The 16,044-nt window shown below is 62.3% G+C and carries 8 protein-coding genes and 1 pseudogene; 1 reads left to right on the forward strand and 8 read right to left on the reverse strand.

Features of this window, described 5'->3' with window-relative positions; translation table 11 throughout:
- Nucleotides 1-189 precede the first annotated feature (189 nt).
- Nucleotides 190-4,077, reverse strand: a complete 3,888-nt coding sequence (locus tag OIE68_RS00180) for a DUF4365 domain-containing protein (protein ID WP_327097341.1) — start codon at nt 4,075-4,077, stop codon at nt 190-192.
- A gap of 431 nt (nt 4,078-4,508) precedes the next feature.
- Between OIE68_RS00180 and OIE68_RS00185 the strand changes: the two genes are divergently transcribed.
- On the forward strand, nt 4,509-8,474 hold the full coding sequence (locus OIE68_RS00185; RefSeq protein ID WP_327097342.1) for a DEAD/DEAH box helicase: 3,966 nt from the start codon (nt 4,509-4,511) through the stop codon (nt 8,472-8,474).
- Between the two features lie 181 nt (nt 8,475-8,655).
- Here OIE68_RS00185 and OIE68_RS00190 read toward each other — a convergent pair whose 3' ends face one another.
- From OIE68_RS00190 to OIE68_RS00220, 7 genes and pseudogenes are all read right to left on the reverse strand, one after another.
- A complete protein-coding gene (locus OIE68_RS00190) occupies nt 8,656-9,261 on the reverse strand; it encodes a tetratricopeptide repeat protein (RefSeq protein ID WP_327097343.1) in 606 nt (201 codons plus the stop codon).
- Nucleotides 9,262-9,494: 233 nt separating this feature from the next.
- Nucleotides 9,495-9,956, reverse strand: coding sequence for a caspase family protein (locus tag OIE68_RS00195; protein WP_327097344.1), 462 nt, complete (start codon nt 9,954-9,956; stop codon nt 9,495-9,497).
- Nucleotides 9,953-10,318, reverse strand: a complete 366-nt coding sequence (locus OIE68_RS00200) for an effector-associated constant component EACC1 (RefSeq protein WP_327097345.1) — start codon at nt 10,316-10,318, stop codon at nt 9,953-9,955. The genes OIE68_RS00195 and OIE68_RS00200 overlap by 4 nt, the downstream gene beginning before the upstream one ends.
- A 68-nt stretch (nt 10,319-10,386) precedes the next feature.
- On the reverse strand, nt 10,387-11,784 hold the full coding sequence (locus OIE68_RS00205) for a DUF4041 domain-containing protein (protein ID WP_327097346.1): 1,398 nt from the start codon (nt 11,782-11,784) through the stop codon (nt 10,387-10,389).
- A 1,289-nt stretch (nt 11,785-13,073) separates the two neighbouring features.
- Nucleotides 13,074-13,283: pseudogene (locus tag OIE68_RS00210) on the reverse strand (transposase); the annotation flags it as partial.
- A gap of 98 nt (nt 13,284-13,381) precedes the next feature.
- A complete protein-coding gene (locus OIE68_RS00215) occupies nt 13,382-13,813 on the reverse strand; it encodes a DUF6262 family protein (RefSeq protein WP_327097347.1) in 432 nt (143 codons plus the stop codon).
- Nucleotides 13,803-15,992: a site-specific integrase gene (locus OIE68_RS00220; RefSeq protein ID WP_327101540.1), complete on the reverse strand. Its 2,190-nt coding sequence runs from the start codon at nt 15,990-15,992 to the stop codon at nt 13,803-13,805. The genes OIE68_RS00215 and OIE68_RS00220 overlap by 11 nt, the downstream gene beginning before the upstream one ends.
- Between the last annotated feature and the right edge of the window lie 52 nt (nt 15,993-16,044).

Genomic DNA, 16,044 nt, shown 5'->3' on the forward strand with positions numbered 1-16,044 from the left:
TTGAGCTCGTCGAGCGGTGGTTCGGAGGCAAACCGCTTGATCTCGTGGCGTGGGAAGACTTTCAAGACAGGCTTTTTAGAGATCCAGCACTGCGCCGACTACACGGCTTGACGGACTCCGATACCTAGCCGATCGCCCCGGCTGGGCGGAAGGGATTCGACCCAGCATGTGCGACGCGCCCGCGTGAGATCACCACAGCTGCACGTCAGCGGTCCGGTTTGGTCCCCGGCCGGATTCATGGTTGTGTTGATCGGTCGCGTCTGCGATTGCCAGGACTCGCTGCACCAGTTCGTCGGGGTCGTCACATTCGCCTGATTGCTGCACTACTGCTGCTGCGGATGGTAGTCCGCTGGCTGGATCGGGGATTCCCAGCTCCGCCGCTATCTGACGTGCTTGGGACAGGCCCTGAGCACGCTCTTCGTCGGTAGTCGCGTGATCGAACCCGGTGAGCGCGAGTAGCGCTAGTACAGCGGGGGCGGCTTCCGGTCGGATGGCGCGCGTCAAGCCGTGCATGGCCGCGTACTGCCAGCTCACCAGCTCGTGTGGGGAATGTGTTCGGGCGCGTGCATAAATCGTGCGGAGTGTGAGGATGCCGCCTGCGTGATTGGCAGCCCACCATGCGGGCCTGGTGAGCGGCGCTGCGGCGGTGCGAGCTTTCCAGTCGTCTTCTTCGGCCAGGCGAAGTAGTTCTTCATGGGTCAGGGGGAGGTCGACGACGTAGTCGCGGGCCAGTTCCATGTTGAGGGTGGCTGCCCACGTCACAGCTGCGTCGTCGGCCTCGGCGGTAGTGGATTTCTCAAGTCTATCGGTGCGTACAGCGTCTATCAGCGCTGGTGTTCCGAAGGCGGTGAGGTTGAGGGAGCGGGCTAGTCTGCGCATGCCGAGATCGTCGGTCCAGATCGCGGTGTCTTCTTGTTGTGCGAGTTCGAGAGCGTGGATCCAGGGAGTGTGTTCGGTGTAGTGGCTGAGTTCACGTAGCAGCGACGGCTCGTTGACGGATCGGACTACGAGCCGCTGGGTGAAAGTGTCGATGCATTCCGCGCGGTGGTTGAGGCGGTCGAATTCCTGGTCGCTCAGTTCGGCGAGGGCTGCGGTTTCGAGCTGTGCGTTCCAGCTGAGTCGGCCGAAACTGCCGGCGAGAGAACGCATGTCGGCTGAGGCGCGATGCAGGTCGTGCATCGTTGGCGGCGGGACGATCAGCGCATTGAAACGGCCGGTGAGTGCGTGTGGTTTGGTGAGTCCGGTTAGCGTGACGATGGCGCTGGCGTCTATCGAGATGCGTGCTCCGAGCGCAGCTCTGGCGGCTTCCATTTCGATCTCGTGCTCTTCGTCGATCGGGGAGGAGGCGACGAGGACTCCCAGTGCTCGCTGGAGAACCAATGTCGTGTAGCTGCGGCCGGTCGCACCGGCGAGAAATCCGATCGGGAAACGTGAGGCCCGGGTCATTCGTATGAGTTCCTCGACGGCCGGAGCCGCGGCGGCTGCACGTTGGAGCTGATGGATCATCTGATCCATCAGCTCGTCCGGGGCCCCTGTGAGAATCGTGATTCCAATGCCATCGCCGTGGCGCTGGGCGAGTGTGTTGATCAGTTCGAACGCCCTCCGATGGAGGTCGGCGGGTACGGTGTCTTGCGCCAGCTGGCGGCGTCGTTCGAGTTCCGTGTCGTCGAATTCCTCCACCTCGGTCGTGTCCCATGCTGAAGCCCCGAGATCGGCATCGCCGTGTGTGCCTCTGGTTTCATCGGCGTCGTCACTGGTGGATGTTGCTGTGGTGTTCTCGTCGACGGCGTGGGTGTTGAAGACGATGTGGCTCAACAGGGCGGTGGCGAGTTGGGGGTCGTCGAATCGTTCGGCGAGCGCGTAGGCCTGCATCGCGATTTTCGCGTTCCAGCGCAGCGTTGCATGGGCGTGAAACCAGAGGTGAGCCTCTTCGAGTGAGGTGACCGGGGGGTTGTAGTCGTCGATGAGGCGTGCGGCTTGTTTGATGCGGCCTTGATTCGTCAGGCAGACGACCACACGCCAGACCTGGGTGCCCGACGGTGCGGCGAATAGATTCAGTGCCCGGGACAGATGCGATTCGGCGGTGCTCCAGTCCTGCTGAGCGAAGGCTTGTGCGCCGAGAAAGGTGAGAAGTCGGCTCAGATCGACCGGCTGGATCGAAGAATTCCGAGCTACGGCTTCCTCGGCAGCGTGGACGGCTTCGGTACCGGCTTCGGCATCGATGAGTGCTGTGGCCTTCTCGATGAGATAGCTTTCGGAGTGTGTGAGTTCGTATAGTTCGTGAGCGATTTCGGCGACGTCACGGAAGCGCCCCGCTTCTCGGAGGAGCCCGATCAGATGCATGGCAGCGGCAGCATCGGTCCTCGCGAGTTCGTGCAAATCGGGTAGCGCGGAATCCAAGTCGATGCGGGCAGCCAGTAGCGCTGTTGCGAGCTCGATGAGCGAGTGGGGGATGATTGAACGGTCGACGTACGACTGGAGCCGGTCGCGAACGTCCACTCCATCGAAGGCAAGGGCCATCCCGTGGCGGGCGATGTCCTCGAATTCGTCGTTCTCAATGGCGGTTTGGAAGCATTGAAGTCGAAGATTTGTGATGTTCTCGTCCGACATGGTGAGCGCGCCGACGTCGACCTTCGTCAGCAGGTCTTCGGGTGCGTCGCCGAGCAGCGTGGTCGCTTGGTCGAGGCGTTCACGCTGGCCTAAAGCGAGAGCCGAGTGGGCAGCGATGCGGATACAGGGCATGTGGAGCTCGGTATCGTCGGCCGCTCCGAGTAGAGGCGGCAGCGCGACGTCGAGGACTTCTTCGAAGCGGCCGACGGTGTGAAGGACGCGGACGAGCCGTCGCTGTTCGGCCTCGATCGGTCCGGACCACTGCTTTCTCTGGGCGATGAGTGCCCTGAGATGATTGATCGCCTGCTTGAGGTCGGTTGTCGATGCTCCTTGCTCTGTCCATCGGGCAAGGAGGAACTCAGCCACCAAAGCCATGGCGTGGGTACTTGAGGGGTCGGCCGCAAGGGCCGCCGCGGCATGTTTCACAGCTTTGTTGAAGTCACCCGTGCGTCGTGCGCTGATCGCGAGTATGCGTTGTGCCGGACTCGATGCCCGCACCTGCTCGGTGTCCTCTACCAGAAGGGGATCGACCGTCATAGGTCCGGAATCCCCAGGCGGTCTCGACATGATCGTGCGGGCGACGGCACGCAGAAGCTGGTCGCCCTCATGTGTTTCCACCTTGGCATGCGCCCGGGAGAGCAGTCGTTTTGCTCTGTCATTGTCCGAGCCGAGCAGCAATATCGCGGCGGTGATGAGCAGGCGAGAACGCAGGACCTCGTCGGCATTGTCAATCGCGCATTCGAATGCGTTGGCGGCGAGGTCATGGAGGTTGTGCTCGTTCGCGTAGTTGCCCAATGCCATCCATCCCCAGGGCGCTTCGCGTTCGAGCCAGGAGGGTTTGGTTGCCAGGAGCGCGCTGACGGTGCCCTTGGGGTTGGCTCGACCTTCGCAGAGGTGCATGGCAAGCAGGGCCGCATCAGCGTGCCGCTCTTCGGGACGCTGGCTGAGCATGGTCCGTGCCGACGGCGGAAGGTGAAGCAGGGAGTATTCGAAGCGGGATCGAGCGCGAAGTTCCAGCCCGCTGGCCAGCTCGACCCACTCGGCATCTGCAGTCGGCACCCGTTGTGCCCGCGGCACATTCACCTTGTAATTCTTGCCGGTTTTGACGACGGTACTGGGTGAAATACGCTGCCAGTACACGACGCCGTCATCGAGGTCGACGAGTACGACGATGACGGGCAGGGCATGGCCGAACCACAACTTTCTCTTCTTCTCGTCGAAACGGAACCACCAGCCGTCGGGAGACGGTTCGCCGAAATGCGATGATCCGCCTTTGATCTGGACGGCGATCAAGCGGCCCGTCCCCACCTCGCAAGATTTGCCGTCGGCGCCGGTCTGCCACTCGAACTTCTCGATAAGTGCGTCGATACCTTGGTCACTGACCTCCTGCGAACGGAAGAACCAGTCGATTCGCAACACTGCGCTTTCGGCCGCGTTCACCGCCAAGCGGTTGGTCTTCTCGCTCACGACGTATCCTTCCGCGGCATCAGTGGCATAGAGAGATGCCCGTCTGGGGCAGCGAACTCCCTGATCGGCCAGCGGGGACCACATTTACCACGCTTCTCCGACAAGGATTTGAAGCATGTCGCTGCAGCCGTCGGCAGCGGACTGTACGGCAACCGTGTCGACGCCGCAGAGTATCCGCGAGTTCGTCGACTAACTACAAGATGCCCCGGAGATCTCGTCGATCGGCGGCCGGGCCGCCTCGGACACGCCGTCGTGTTGGAGTCGGCGCCGCCGTCATTACCTTTGAGCACGGGACGTGCCTTCCCGCCCGGCGTTGGCGCGCCAGACGATCAAAACCATTGAGTTACTTGGTCATCCGGGAAGGTATTCCCTCCAGGGCATCCACAGGTTCTGATCATTGCTGTCGGACAGCTGATCTATTGTGCGACGTTATGGGGACCTTCGTCGAGCTCTTTAACCACTTGGACATCAATCCTGCAGTGCGGGGCAAGGAGTTCGAGCATCTTTGCAAGTGGTTCTTGACCAATGACCCGACCTATAAGGCCACGCTGCGACGGGTGTGGTTGTGGGATGACTGGCCAGGCCGCTGGGCTGCCGACGCTGGCATCGACCTGGTTGCCGAGGACCATGACGGGAAAATCTGGGCAATCCAGGCGAAGGCTTATGCTCCGGATCACACGGTCACTAAGAACGACGTGAACAAGTTCCTTGCCGAGTCGTCGCGTGCGGTCTACTCCTTCCGGCTCCTGATTGCTACTACCGACAAGCTGCACCACATCGCTCGACGAACAATCAATGACCAAGAAAAGCATGTCAGCTTCCTGGGTTTGAGTGACCTGCTGACATCGGAGGTCGACTGGCCGAGCGAACCGACGAACCTCCGTCCGACGCCGCCGCCGAAGTCGGCCGAGCCGCATGACTACCAGCGTGAAGCGATACACAACGTCATCGAGGGCTTCCAGACCGCTGAGCGTGGGCAGCTCATCATGGCCTGCGGCACCGGCAAGACCCTCACATCCTTGTTCATCAAGGAGAAGCTCGATGCCGAGCGGACCCTTGTCTTGCTGCCCTCGCTGTCACTGCTCAAGCAGACGATGCATATCTGGAGGGTGAACGCCAAGAAGTCGTTCGAGTCTCTGCCGGTCTGCTCCGACGAGACTGTTGCCGAGAACGCCGACGAAGCAGTCACTCACATAAGCGAGTTGGGTGTGCCTGTTACGACCGAACCCGCCGATATTGCGGCATTTCTGCGTCGGCGGTCGGGCCCGCGCGTGGTCTTCTCGACCTACCAATCATCTCCGCAGATCGCCGCAGCTTTCACACTCGGACGGCTGCCCGCGTTCGACCTAGTGGTCGCCGACGAGGCACACCGGATCGCCGGTGACGACTCCACAGTTTTCGCAACGGTTCTCGAAGCTGACGCCATCAAGGCGCACCGCCGCCTGTTCATGACCGCGACACCGCGCTACTACACCGGTCGCGTCCGAAAGGCCGCGCAGGACGCGGAAATGGACGTCGCGTCGATGGACGATCCGACCAGATTCGGCGAGGTGTTCCACCGACTGAGTTTCGGCGAGGCCATCAGCCGGAAACTTCTCACCGACTATCAGGTCGCCATTGTCGGCGTGGACAACGCGACGTACCGCGAGTGGGTGGAAAAGGGCACCTTGGTCATGCGCGATGGCAAAGCCACCGACGCCCGGACCCTGGCAAGCCAGATAGGGCTGGCTAAAGCGATGCGCAAATACGACCTCCACCGGATCATCAGTTTTCATTCCCGCGTCGCCCGAGCCCGCGCGTTCGCCTCCGAGATGCTGGAGGTCATCGAGTGGATGCCAGCCCGCCAGCGGCCGAAGGGCACGTTGTGGACGGGATACGCCTCTGGAGAGATGACCGCCGGTGAACGCCACCTCCGGCTCCGACGACTGCGGCAGCTCGAAGACGGCGAGCGCGGGCTGTTGGCCAACGCCCGATGCCTCTCTGAGGGAGTCGATGTCCCGACACTTGACGGTGTCGCGTTCATCGACCCCCGCCGCAGCGAGGTGGACATCGTGCAGGCGGTCGGCAGGGCGATCCGACTGGCGGAGGACAAGACCGTCGGAACAATCGTGCTTCCGGTGTTCATAGACACCGAGACCGACCCCGAGAAGGCGCTCAAGGATTCCTCCTTCAAACCGGTGTGGGATGTCATCAATGCGCTCCGGGCACACGACGAGGAGCTAGCCGAGCAAATCGACACCATCCGCTTCGAACTCGGCAGGAAGGGCGGTCGCGCAAGGATTCCGGACAAGATTCATTTCGACGTCTCGCCGCGGGTGAGTGCGAGTTTTGCCCGTGCCTTTGATGTTCGGTTGGTCGAGAAGACCAGCGCGAAATGGGAGTTCTGGTATGGGCTGCTTGCCAGGTATGTCGCCGCGAATGGCGCGGCACAGGTTCCTGTCGATTTCGTTGTAGAGGGGTTTGCGCTCGGGCAGTGGGCGAGTGTGCAGCGGGGTATGTACTCGAAGGGAACGCTGAGCGACGAGCGGCGAGCCAGATTGGAGACGCTTCCGGGTTGGTCGTGGGATGTCCTGTCGGACAGGTGGGATGTCTGGATGGGGCTTATGAACGAATTCGTCGCCGAGCATGGTCATGCCAACGTGCCGTTTCCTTACACGGTCGGCGAGTACAACCTCCGGAGCTGGGTTGCCATCCAGCGCGGGGCATTCCGACGAGGACAGCTGTCCAAAGAACGTATCCGCGAACTCGAAGCTCTGCCGGATTGGTCGTGGGACTTGGTTCAGGACATCTGGCAGCAGAACTACAACGCCCTCACGAAGTTCGCTGAACGTGTCGGGCACGCCCGCGCCCCACAGAGGCATGTCGAGAGCGAGTTGAACCTCGGGACATGGGTTGCGGTTCAACGCAGAAACCGCGAGGAGATGTTCTCGGAGCGGCGGGCCCTCCTGGAAGCTCTTCCCGGATGGTCATGGGACCCCTACACCGAACGCTGGGAGAAGGCATACGCAGTTTTGGTGGCGTTCACCGAGCGCGAGGGTCATGCTCGCGTCCTCATCTCGCATCGTGAGAATGGTTTTCCGCTGGGGAGATGGGTTACACACCAACGCCGCAAGCGGGACAAGCTGACCGTCGAGCAGCGCAAGCGTCTGGAGGCTCTTCCAGGCTGGAACTGGGACGCGCGGTCGGATCTCTGGCATCGAAAGTTCGCGCTGCTGCAACAGTTCCAGCGGAGGCGAGGACACGCATTGGTTCCACAGAAACACATCGAGGACGGCATCAAGCTCGGATCGTGGGTCAACGAGCAACGGAACAGAAGAGACGAGATCAGTGCCGAACGGCGCGCGCTGCTGGAGTCCGTGCCTGGGTGGGCGTGGGATCCGCATACCGCAGCCTGGGAACGCGGATACCGCGCGTTGGTTGAGTTTGCCCATCAAGAGGGTCACGCCCGTGTCCCCGCCGGACACGTCGAGGCCGGTGTGAAGCTTGGCGTGTGGGTGGGTGAGCAGCGGGCAAACCAAGCAACGATGCACCAGGAACGCAGAAGGCGGCTCGAAGCAGTCCCGGGCTGGAGTTGGAACTCCATAGAGGACTCTTGGATGGAACACCTCGAGGTGCTACGAGCCTTCGCTGCTAGGGAGGGCCACACCAACGTTTCCGTGGACCACATCGAAAACGGCTTGAAGCTCGGACAGTGGACACGGCTCCGGCGGCGCGAGCTTACGAAACTCACACAGCAGAGAAAAGCCCTACTGGAATCCGTTCCTGGCTGGTTCTGCGGTAGGAAGTCGGACTACCTCTGGAGCCAGAAGCTTGGACTTCTGAAGCAGTTCATCACTCGCGAAGGTCACGCGCGCATTCCCGAAGGCCATATCGAAGACAGCGTGAGGCTCGACATTTGGGTAAGAGAACAGCGGGCAGAGAGGGCGAACCTCTCTGCCGAGCGAAAAGCCGGACTTGAAGCATTGCCCGGATGGAGGTGGACCATTTTCCAGGAAGTGTGGGGTGAAAGGTACGACCTGGTAGTGAAGTTCGCCGCTCGAAAGGGGCACTCCCGTGTCCCCCAGAGTCATCTCGAGGACGGGGTAGCTCTCGGTTCGTGGGTTGCAGTTCAGCGGCAGAAGCGAGATGCCCTGACCGCAGAGCGCCGGGAGAAGTTGGAGAATCTTCCTGGTTGGGCATGGAACCCGCACGATGCACGATGGGAGAGCACGTATGAACTCCTTCGGGAGTACATCAAGGAGCACGGTACTAGCCGTGTGGCGTATAGCCGCAATTACAAAGGTACGAAGCTCGGCAACTGGGTAAGCCTCCAACGCAGCAACTACACGAAGCGCAAGCTGAGCGCGGAGCGTCAACACAGGCTTGAGAAGCTCACGGGCTGGGAGTGGACAATTTAGACCCGGTCCGATCGCGCGGTAGATGAGCGGGACGGTTCACAGCCCGGCTTGGAAATAGTTGCAGATCCGGTCGAAATGTCGGCCACCGTGGCGAGGACTTGTCCAGGGATTGGACAGCGCCGTCGGTGTGCTGCGGCGGCGCTGCTCAGACTGACCTGGTGGAATGACAACGGCGCACATGTCAATGGGACTGCGTTCGGGAGACCGGACCGCGCGGCTTATCGTTGGTGCGTTGCGCGCGCTTGTGCCCGGCGCTGTGCCACCAGGTAGTGGCCTCGGAGTTCTGTCCTCGATAGCGGAGCCGGATCGCGAGGTTGTGCATCGCATCGGTGTGACCGGCTTCGGCGGCCCGCCGGTACCAGGTGATGGCTTCGTCGAAGTGGAAAGATTTGTCGAGCATGACGGCAAGGTTGTACATGGCGTCGGCATTGCCGGCTTCTCCGGCCAGGCGCCACCAACGTTCGGCGTCGTCGATGTGTCGTGCCTCGTACAGCAGATTTGCCAGGTTTCCCATTGCATCAGAGCTGCCCAGCTCGGCGGCCCTGCGGTACCAATCGTGTGCTTCGCGTGCTTGTCTGCGGGTAACGAGCAGATTGGCGAGGTTGTTCATTGCGCCGATATGGCCTTGGGATGCGGCGCGCCGCCATGAGATCTCCGCTTGGGGGAGATCACCGTGGTTGGCGGAGTGCCAACCACTTTCGAACAGAGTCTCGCTGTCGGCTCCTGTGCCTGGTGCGATCGGGGCCTCGGCGCCGGGTGTCAGTTGGTAGTTGGGTGTGGTGAACAAGCGCAATTCGCCGGCGACATTGACGCTTCGTCGTTGCGGGCGGGGCTGCCGATTCTGGCGCAGAATCTGGTCGACCCTCCGATAGAGCTCGTCGAGAGTGAGGCCGGTGTCGGCCGCCGCCGTGAGCAGCGCGCCGGTGAAGGCGGTGTGGCGCTGGCCTTCAGGTGCAAGTGAGGTTTCGTCTCTGGCGGAGGAAGTGATGGTGTAGGTGCCTCTAATATCGATTTGACCGTCTATGACGGCAGCGGGGTACTCATGGCCTCGAACGCGCGCCCCGAGAAGCAGCAGTCCAGAATCAGGATTCGTGCGCGGGCCGGGCTGTCCATGAGTTCGTCTCGCAGCGTTGTGAACGGCACCGAACTCCATTCGGGGTGGTCGCGGTCGGTGCCGGGCAGTACCAGATAGAGGCGCCCACCCCGCCCGACCAGTCCGTGTCCGGCGTAGTACACGAGCAGGACATCGTGGGCGTTCTGCGCGGCGGTAGCGATAGCCTCGCCGACCTGCATGCTCTGGTCAGGATTGGTGAGGACGGTGCAGTGCTCTTCGGAGAATGCGCCACCGGGGGCGGTCAGGGTCCGGGCGAGGTCTTCGACATTGTTGCGGGCGGCCGGAATATCGGAGAACGTGGGATCGGCGTATCGGCTCACCCCGATGAGGGCGGCGCGCCAACCGTCTCGCTTCGGTGCCGCCGTCATTGCCGGTTGTTGAGTTGTTCCAGCATGGTTTGCACGGCCTGGGTGATTTCCGGCATGGTGACTCGCTCGGCATCGAGGGTTATCTCGCCTGTGGTGGCGCTGAGAGTGAGGGCGATTTTGGATCGCCGGACGGTGAACCACGTGGTCAGCGACCGGGCCAGAGCGGTTGCGGTTCCGCCGGCTCCGAGGGTGACGACGAGCACGTCGGAAAGGCCACCCATCTCACCTGGGCGAATCCTTTTCTTGGGCAGACTTACTCGGCCGCGCAGGTCGTCGTTGTCGTTGAACCATTCGAGCAGCTGGAACAGGTCGTCGGAGCTACCGTCCATGCGAATTGTCAACTGGTCCTGTGGTTCCGGCATGCTGTTCATCCTTCTGGGTCGGTTTCGTGGTGTGTCCGGGGACGGCCGAGAAGTAGCTTTCCTCCGCATCATTGCGGGTTCGCATCACGTTCCGTGCTGCGGCTCTGGTGGTATTGGGTGGCTTCGGGCCGCTCGGTGAACTCGTAGTACGTATCCGTCAGTTCCCGCAGGTGTTCGTTGACCTCGGCGGGAGTGGCGCGGAAGAATTCGCGGCGTCGGTTGACCTTGTTGATGCGCTTGTGCTCCAGTCGGCGGTGCAGCTCGGCTTCGATTTCGGCGGCGTTGTTGTCGAAGAACATGACATGGCGGTCGTACCTGAATGGCACCGACGAGTTGCTGAGGTCATCGATCCGCTCCTCCGGATTGAATCGACGGGTCAATCCGATCTGGACCACATACTTGCCGAACGCGCCGACATTCGAGATGACGTAGATGTAGCCCGCGCGAATATCGGCTGCCCGGGTCTTGACGGTGATGATGTCCTGTTCCAGGTCCGCCAGGCTTGCGCGCAGCTTGCTCGCGGCTTCAGTATCCGCCTTGCCCTCGGCTTCGAGGCTGGTCAGAGCATTGCGCTCCCGTTCCTGCCGTCGTTCGAGTTTCGCCTGCTCACGAGCATATTCCTCGTGCGCCCGGCGTTCCTCGCGGAGGCGATCACGTTCGTCGCGCTCGTACTCTTTCTGACGTGCCAGCTTTTCGAGATGGTCGGCGGTCAGTTCCAGTTCGCGGCGCCGGAGCTGGTGATATTCAGGAGCTATGCGCAGCTTCATCGTCGCGCCGAACCTATTGAGGGTGTCGGCGAGCTTGTCGAGGCGGTCGAGCTCTTTGGGTAATTTGTACGGCTTGAGACCTCGGACGATGTTCTCGGTCTCGGCGTTGTAGGCGCGCAGCATCAGCTTCGAATATTCGCGGACCATCTTGCGGCCATCGGTGACCGATCCCTCGACCACCCACGCCTTCAGCGTCTCGATTGCACCGCCGTCGCGGCGAGCCAGGGCTTTTATTTCACCCTGCAGGTGCCGGAGCGCATCGCGGTAGGCAACCGAATCCGAGAGGGGATGGCGGTATTCGTAGATGCCGATCTCCTGGAGGACGTGCGCTTCTCGGGTGTCGGTCACCTGGGTGAGCAGATTGTCCAGCAGCACCTGATGGTCGTTGACCTGCGCGACGAGCTGATCACGAAACTGCTGTAGCCCGGCGATCTCGAGGCCGCCGAACTGCTCCAGTTGTGCACGTAGTCTTCGGTTCTCGGCGAGCGCGTCGGCCAACTCCTCGGACTGTCTTCGCGCGTGGGCGCGAGCGCCGAACAGTGGGACCTTCGTAGTCTCCGCGGTGTCTTGCTGGGGCGGCTCGATGGAATCCGTTGCCGCAGCCTTCATCCGGTCGGCCGTCCAGGCTGTGCCGTCCCAATATCTCAGATAGCCCGCGTTCTGAGGGTCCGGATACCAGTTCGGTGGCACTGTGCTCATGATCCCCCTTGTCGCAGTTGCTATTTGGAGGATGCCAGCTCGAAGAGGCATCCGCAGGCCGAACGGACAATTGTGTGTCCTGGGCTACCGGCGATCAGTGCCACAGCAGCCGCTGCGGCAGCATTCTGTCGGGCCCGGGGCTGTCCTCGGTCACTTCATCCGGCGATTGGTTTGAGCAAGGGCTCAGCGGCCGGAGAGTAGACGCTGTCGGCTGATTCAACAACACGGTCTACGGCCTGTCCGAGCAGGTTGTGGTGGTCGGCTACGAGTGCGCGGACCGGGCCGTCGCCATTGACCCGACGATGTAGGCCGCTCGCAGAATCCGTTGATTGTGAACGGGTTTCGCGACTTTGTCGGCTACGGCACAGCGCTGATTCGTTGCGCCGGTTTCCGAGGTCACCGGAGCCTCGATCTCGGCTTCGTCGGCGAACGTAATGTGGAGGTGGGTGCGATCCATTCGTGGTCGGGCGGCCAGACACTGGGTACGGTCCCGACTTTGAACCGCTCGGTGCCACCGCCATAGTGCATGTCGTTGAGCTCGAACCGATACCAGTTCCCATCTTCGTCCCAACAAAATAGCGACAGAATGCACATACCGGTTGATGCGAATCTCGGGTGGCTCCACGAGCAGATAGCCTGTCGCACAACTGATCTTCATCCTGCGCCCCTGATCGCTTGCCGGGCAAGGGTTCCTACATCTTGACAATGTGCGGTATTGCCGATTTGCGAGCGGATCTCGATCCGCGGACCGGCGTCCGAGAATTCGACAGTTGAATACATGATTCCACCAGTGGGCGACCCCTACCAGGAGCATCGCAGACCCGTACCAGGCGGCGCAGCCGAACCGCCGAGCATCGCGCTAGGGTGGTCACGGCCGATGCACCGGCCGGAATCTGCGCCGAATCGCCCACGTCGATCGGCAAGGCGGACAAGGGGTCTACGACTACGTGCAGTTGGTATCTGATGTGTCCTACTCCAACGTGATCGAGGGTAGGACGCGTGGGGTTCTGATCTCGAAATGACGAGGGACAAGCGGCGCAAGCAGGCCGCGCGGCAGCGCTCAAACACGCAGGGCATCCGGTACACCCGCGCGTTGCGGGAACTGAGTCGAGGAACGGACACTCCAGCCCGATGCAGAGCTGAACTCAGCGCCGAGTGCGCGACGGTGCGGCGAAAGGCTGGCGATGAGCGCACCGGTTGATGGCGCTGCAGTACATACCCGCCGAGCCGGTCGCACACCGGGCCGAGCGGGACTGTCAGATGAACGGCGGATCTGATCTCGGCATTGGTTAGTTGCCGGTCGGGGTGATCCGGCCTTCGAAGGTGATAGCGAACGCGTTGAGCGCTGGCTTCCACCTCATTGCCCATCGTGCCTTGCCTAGGCCGGTGGGGTCGAGGGATCGGGTCACCAGATACAGGCATTTCAGGGCGGCCTGCTCGGTCGGGAAGTGGCCACGAGCCCGGATGGCGCGACGGTAGCGGGCGTTGAGCGATTCGATCGTTATCTCTAGTCCGAGGTCGGCGCGGTGCTGTGGCCAGCGCGGATGTGTTGTGGATGGTGTTGTCGACGCAGCGGCGTAGCCGCTGCGTCGACTGTTCAGCACGGTCGCATCGTTACCGGATTGCGATGCTGTGCAGCTGGTTTCGTTGATCGCTCGGCGCGAAGTTGTCCGAGGGTCTGTTCGAGCTGGCGGCGAAGTTTCTGGTTCTCCTCGGTGAGCTGGCGGATGCGGGTGTTGGCGATGTTGAGCCGCTGACGCAGCGATTGATCACTGCCTCGCTGGCGAGATGGTATGGCGGCCTTGATGTTTAGGCCTTGGCTGGCGCGGATCCTCTGGATTTCGTCTTTGATGTCGGGCTGGCTGTATAGCCAGGAGCGGGAGACATCGGCGTGCTGGGCGAGGGCTTGGAAGGTGATCGCTGTTCCTGCTTGATCGAGCTCGTGAAGAGCTTGGATGGCCTTGGCGCGGGTCAGTTCGTGACGGCGTTGGGCGGCGGTGATCAGGTGTGCGGTGTTGTCAGCTCGCATCGGGGACCGCCTTCTGGTTGCTGCGGGTTTCGTCGTCGAGGGCGTCGATGATCTGGTTGAGGTTGGTCAGCACGCCCTTGTTCATCTCGGCGAGGCGCTGCTGGCCTCGGGCCTCGGCGGCGTCGATGATCTGGAGAACCTGTTGACGCTGATTGCGGTGCTGGGGAAGGAATTCCGGTGTTGTGATGAACATGGGGCAGGTCAGACACGCGTTGGCATGCGGGCAGCTCTTCTGGACCGGCAAACCGCAGAACCCGTTCGGCAGGGCCTGTGTGACGCGGCTGATCCGCTGTTTGGCCCAGGCCGCCTCTGCCAGCGGACCATCCGGGTCGAGTCTGACGGTGTCGCCGTTGATGTCGACCTTTCGGGCCGCTTCCCAGTGCCGGCGGACGGTCGTGTCGTGCAGGCGGGCGTAGTGCGCGGTCATCTGCGGCGAGTCGTGGTCGAGGATCTTGCGGACGACTTCCTGGGGGACGTCACGGTTGATGAGTCGGGTGCCCAGAGTGTGACGCCATTGATGCGGGGTCAGGCGCACCTGGGCGCGGTGTTCGTCGCGGATGTCGCAGTACTCGAGCCAGCGATAGAGCGCCAGCCGGTAGGTGGAACTGCCGACGGGGTGCTCACCGGTGATGTTCTTGGTTGGGCGCGGAAACAACCATGGGATGCTGGCCTGCCATCGTTGGAGAACGCGCTGTCGCTGCCCGTTGATCAGCTCGCGGAGTTCCTCGTCGATAGGAACCAGGGCGTCGCGTTTCATTTTGTGGTTGAAGTAGCGCAGATAGGGTGCGCCGTCGGCGTCGGTGACGACGCAGTCGCCGCGCAGCCGCGTCGTGTCGGTGATCCGCAGTCCGCAGCGCATGAGGATGAGCGTGATCAGCCGGTAGGTGGGGTTGTCCCAGCGGTCGAGGTTGATGGGCTGTTCGAGCTGGGCCATCACGTTGTCGGGCAACGCTCGGGGTGCTCGTTCGTCGCGCTTGGGATAGTCCTGTGTGAAGAAGGACGCTTCGGCGGGAAGTCGTGCGTCCCAACGATGTTGGCGGATGGCGGCGAAAAACCCATTGAGCAGACCGATGTTGGTGCCCTGGCGATGCGGGCCGCCGGGTTCGCTGCGAAGGTCGGCCAGATATCGTTCCAGAACCGGCCGCGTCACCTCGGTGATCTCGGTGACGCCGACGCGGTCCAGAAATCGGGAGAATCGGGTGATCGCCAGGACGGGGCGTCCGCCGCCGGCTTCGAGCCCGAGCCCGGTCGACAACCGCCAGCGAACCCATCGCTTGGCCAATGCTTTCAGCCATGGTTGAGCAATACCGTTGAACCGCAACACTCTTCGACCGTCGAAACCCAGCCGGTGCATGCGCCAGGCATCGCGTGGATACTCGGTTTCCCACCCGGTCGGCTCGGCGAGATCCTCGACGACGCGGCGAGCGTAGTTCAGGAAACCGATAGATCGTGTGTCACGTGGCCAGTATTCGCCGGCCAGAGCGCGCCAGGCGGATTCGTCGAGGTCCAGCAGCGACGACGCCGTCGCGTTGGCCAGCAGGCGCACCACCCTCATCACCGTGTCCGGGGTGATGGTGCCTTCGCGCTGGTCGTGACGGTGTTGCAAGACGTACTGCATCTCGAGCCGCATCCCGACCTCGAGTTCATCGAGCCGGATAGTCTCCCCGCTCGGAATCTGGATGTCGTCAAAGCGTCGAACGAACTCGCCAATATCGGGTCGTCCGTTGACCTTCCAAGTGGCGGCATGGGGATGACAGAACGGGCCTTGCGCCTTCGGCCAGAGGTCGCAACACGTGATCGCGCAGGTCACTCCCGGTGCGGGCCGCTTGAACGGCAGCGGTTCGGCCAACCACTGTTGCAGGTTGGGGCGACCCGCCCGGGTCCATCGCTGGGCGTGCAGCTGACACATCCCGCCGCGCGCGCAGCCGTAACCGCAGTCAGTCACCCGGCAGCGCATGTTCGGACGCTGCCGCGCCCAACGGTGGTCGGTCGATGCAGCGAAGTCCTCGATATCGGGTCGACCGGCGTCGGCCCAGCGTTGATGATGACCGGGACACATCCCGCGCGAGCGTGCGGTTCGCTCGCACTGTTCGACGCGGCATCGACCTCCACCGAACACCGGATCCTCGGCGGCGAACCGTAGTGTAGTGCTGCGGAATTCGGGCCTCACCGCTGCCATCAATTTCGCCAGTAACCCCGAGCAGGCAGGTGCGGATTTCGTGACAGGCGTG

It is taken from the genome of Nocardia vinacea (assembly GCF_035920345.1).
Classification (GTDB): Bacteria; Actinomycetota; Actinomycetes; order Mycobacteriales; family Mycobacteriaceae; genus Nocardia; species Nocardia vinacea_A.

What these genes read in the sequence shown, in the direction of transcription:
- OIE68_RS00185 (WP_327097342.1), top strand. Translation starts at nt 4,509, where the DNA reads ATGGGGACCTTCGTCGAGCTCTTTAACCACTTGGACATCAATCCTGCA.
- OIE68_RS00195 (WP_327097344.1), bottom strand. Translation starts at nt 9,956, where the DNA reads ATGACGGCGGCACCGAAGCGAGACGGTTGGCGCGCCGCCCTCATCGGG.
- OIE68_RS00200 (WP_327097345.1), bottom strand. Translation starts at nt 10,318, where the DNA reads ATGCCGGAACCACAGGACCAGTTGACAATTCGCATGGACGGTAGCTCC.
- OIE68_RS00205 (WP_327097346.1), bottom strand. Translation starts at nt 11,784, where the DNA reads ATGAGCACAGTGCCACCGAACTGGTATCCGGACCCTCAGAACGCGGGC.
- OIE68_RS00215 (WP_327097347.1), bottom strand. Translation starts at nt 13,813, where the DNA reads ATGCGAGCTGACAACACCGCACACCTGATCACCGCCGCCCAACGCCGT.
- OIE68_RS00220 (WP_327101540.1), bottom strand. Translation starts at nt 15,992, where the DNA reads ATGGCAGCGGTGAGGCCCGAATTCCGCAGCACTACACTACGGTTCGCC.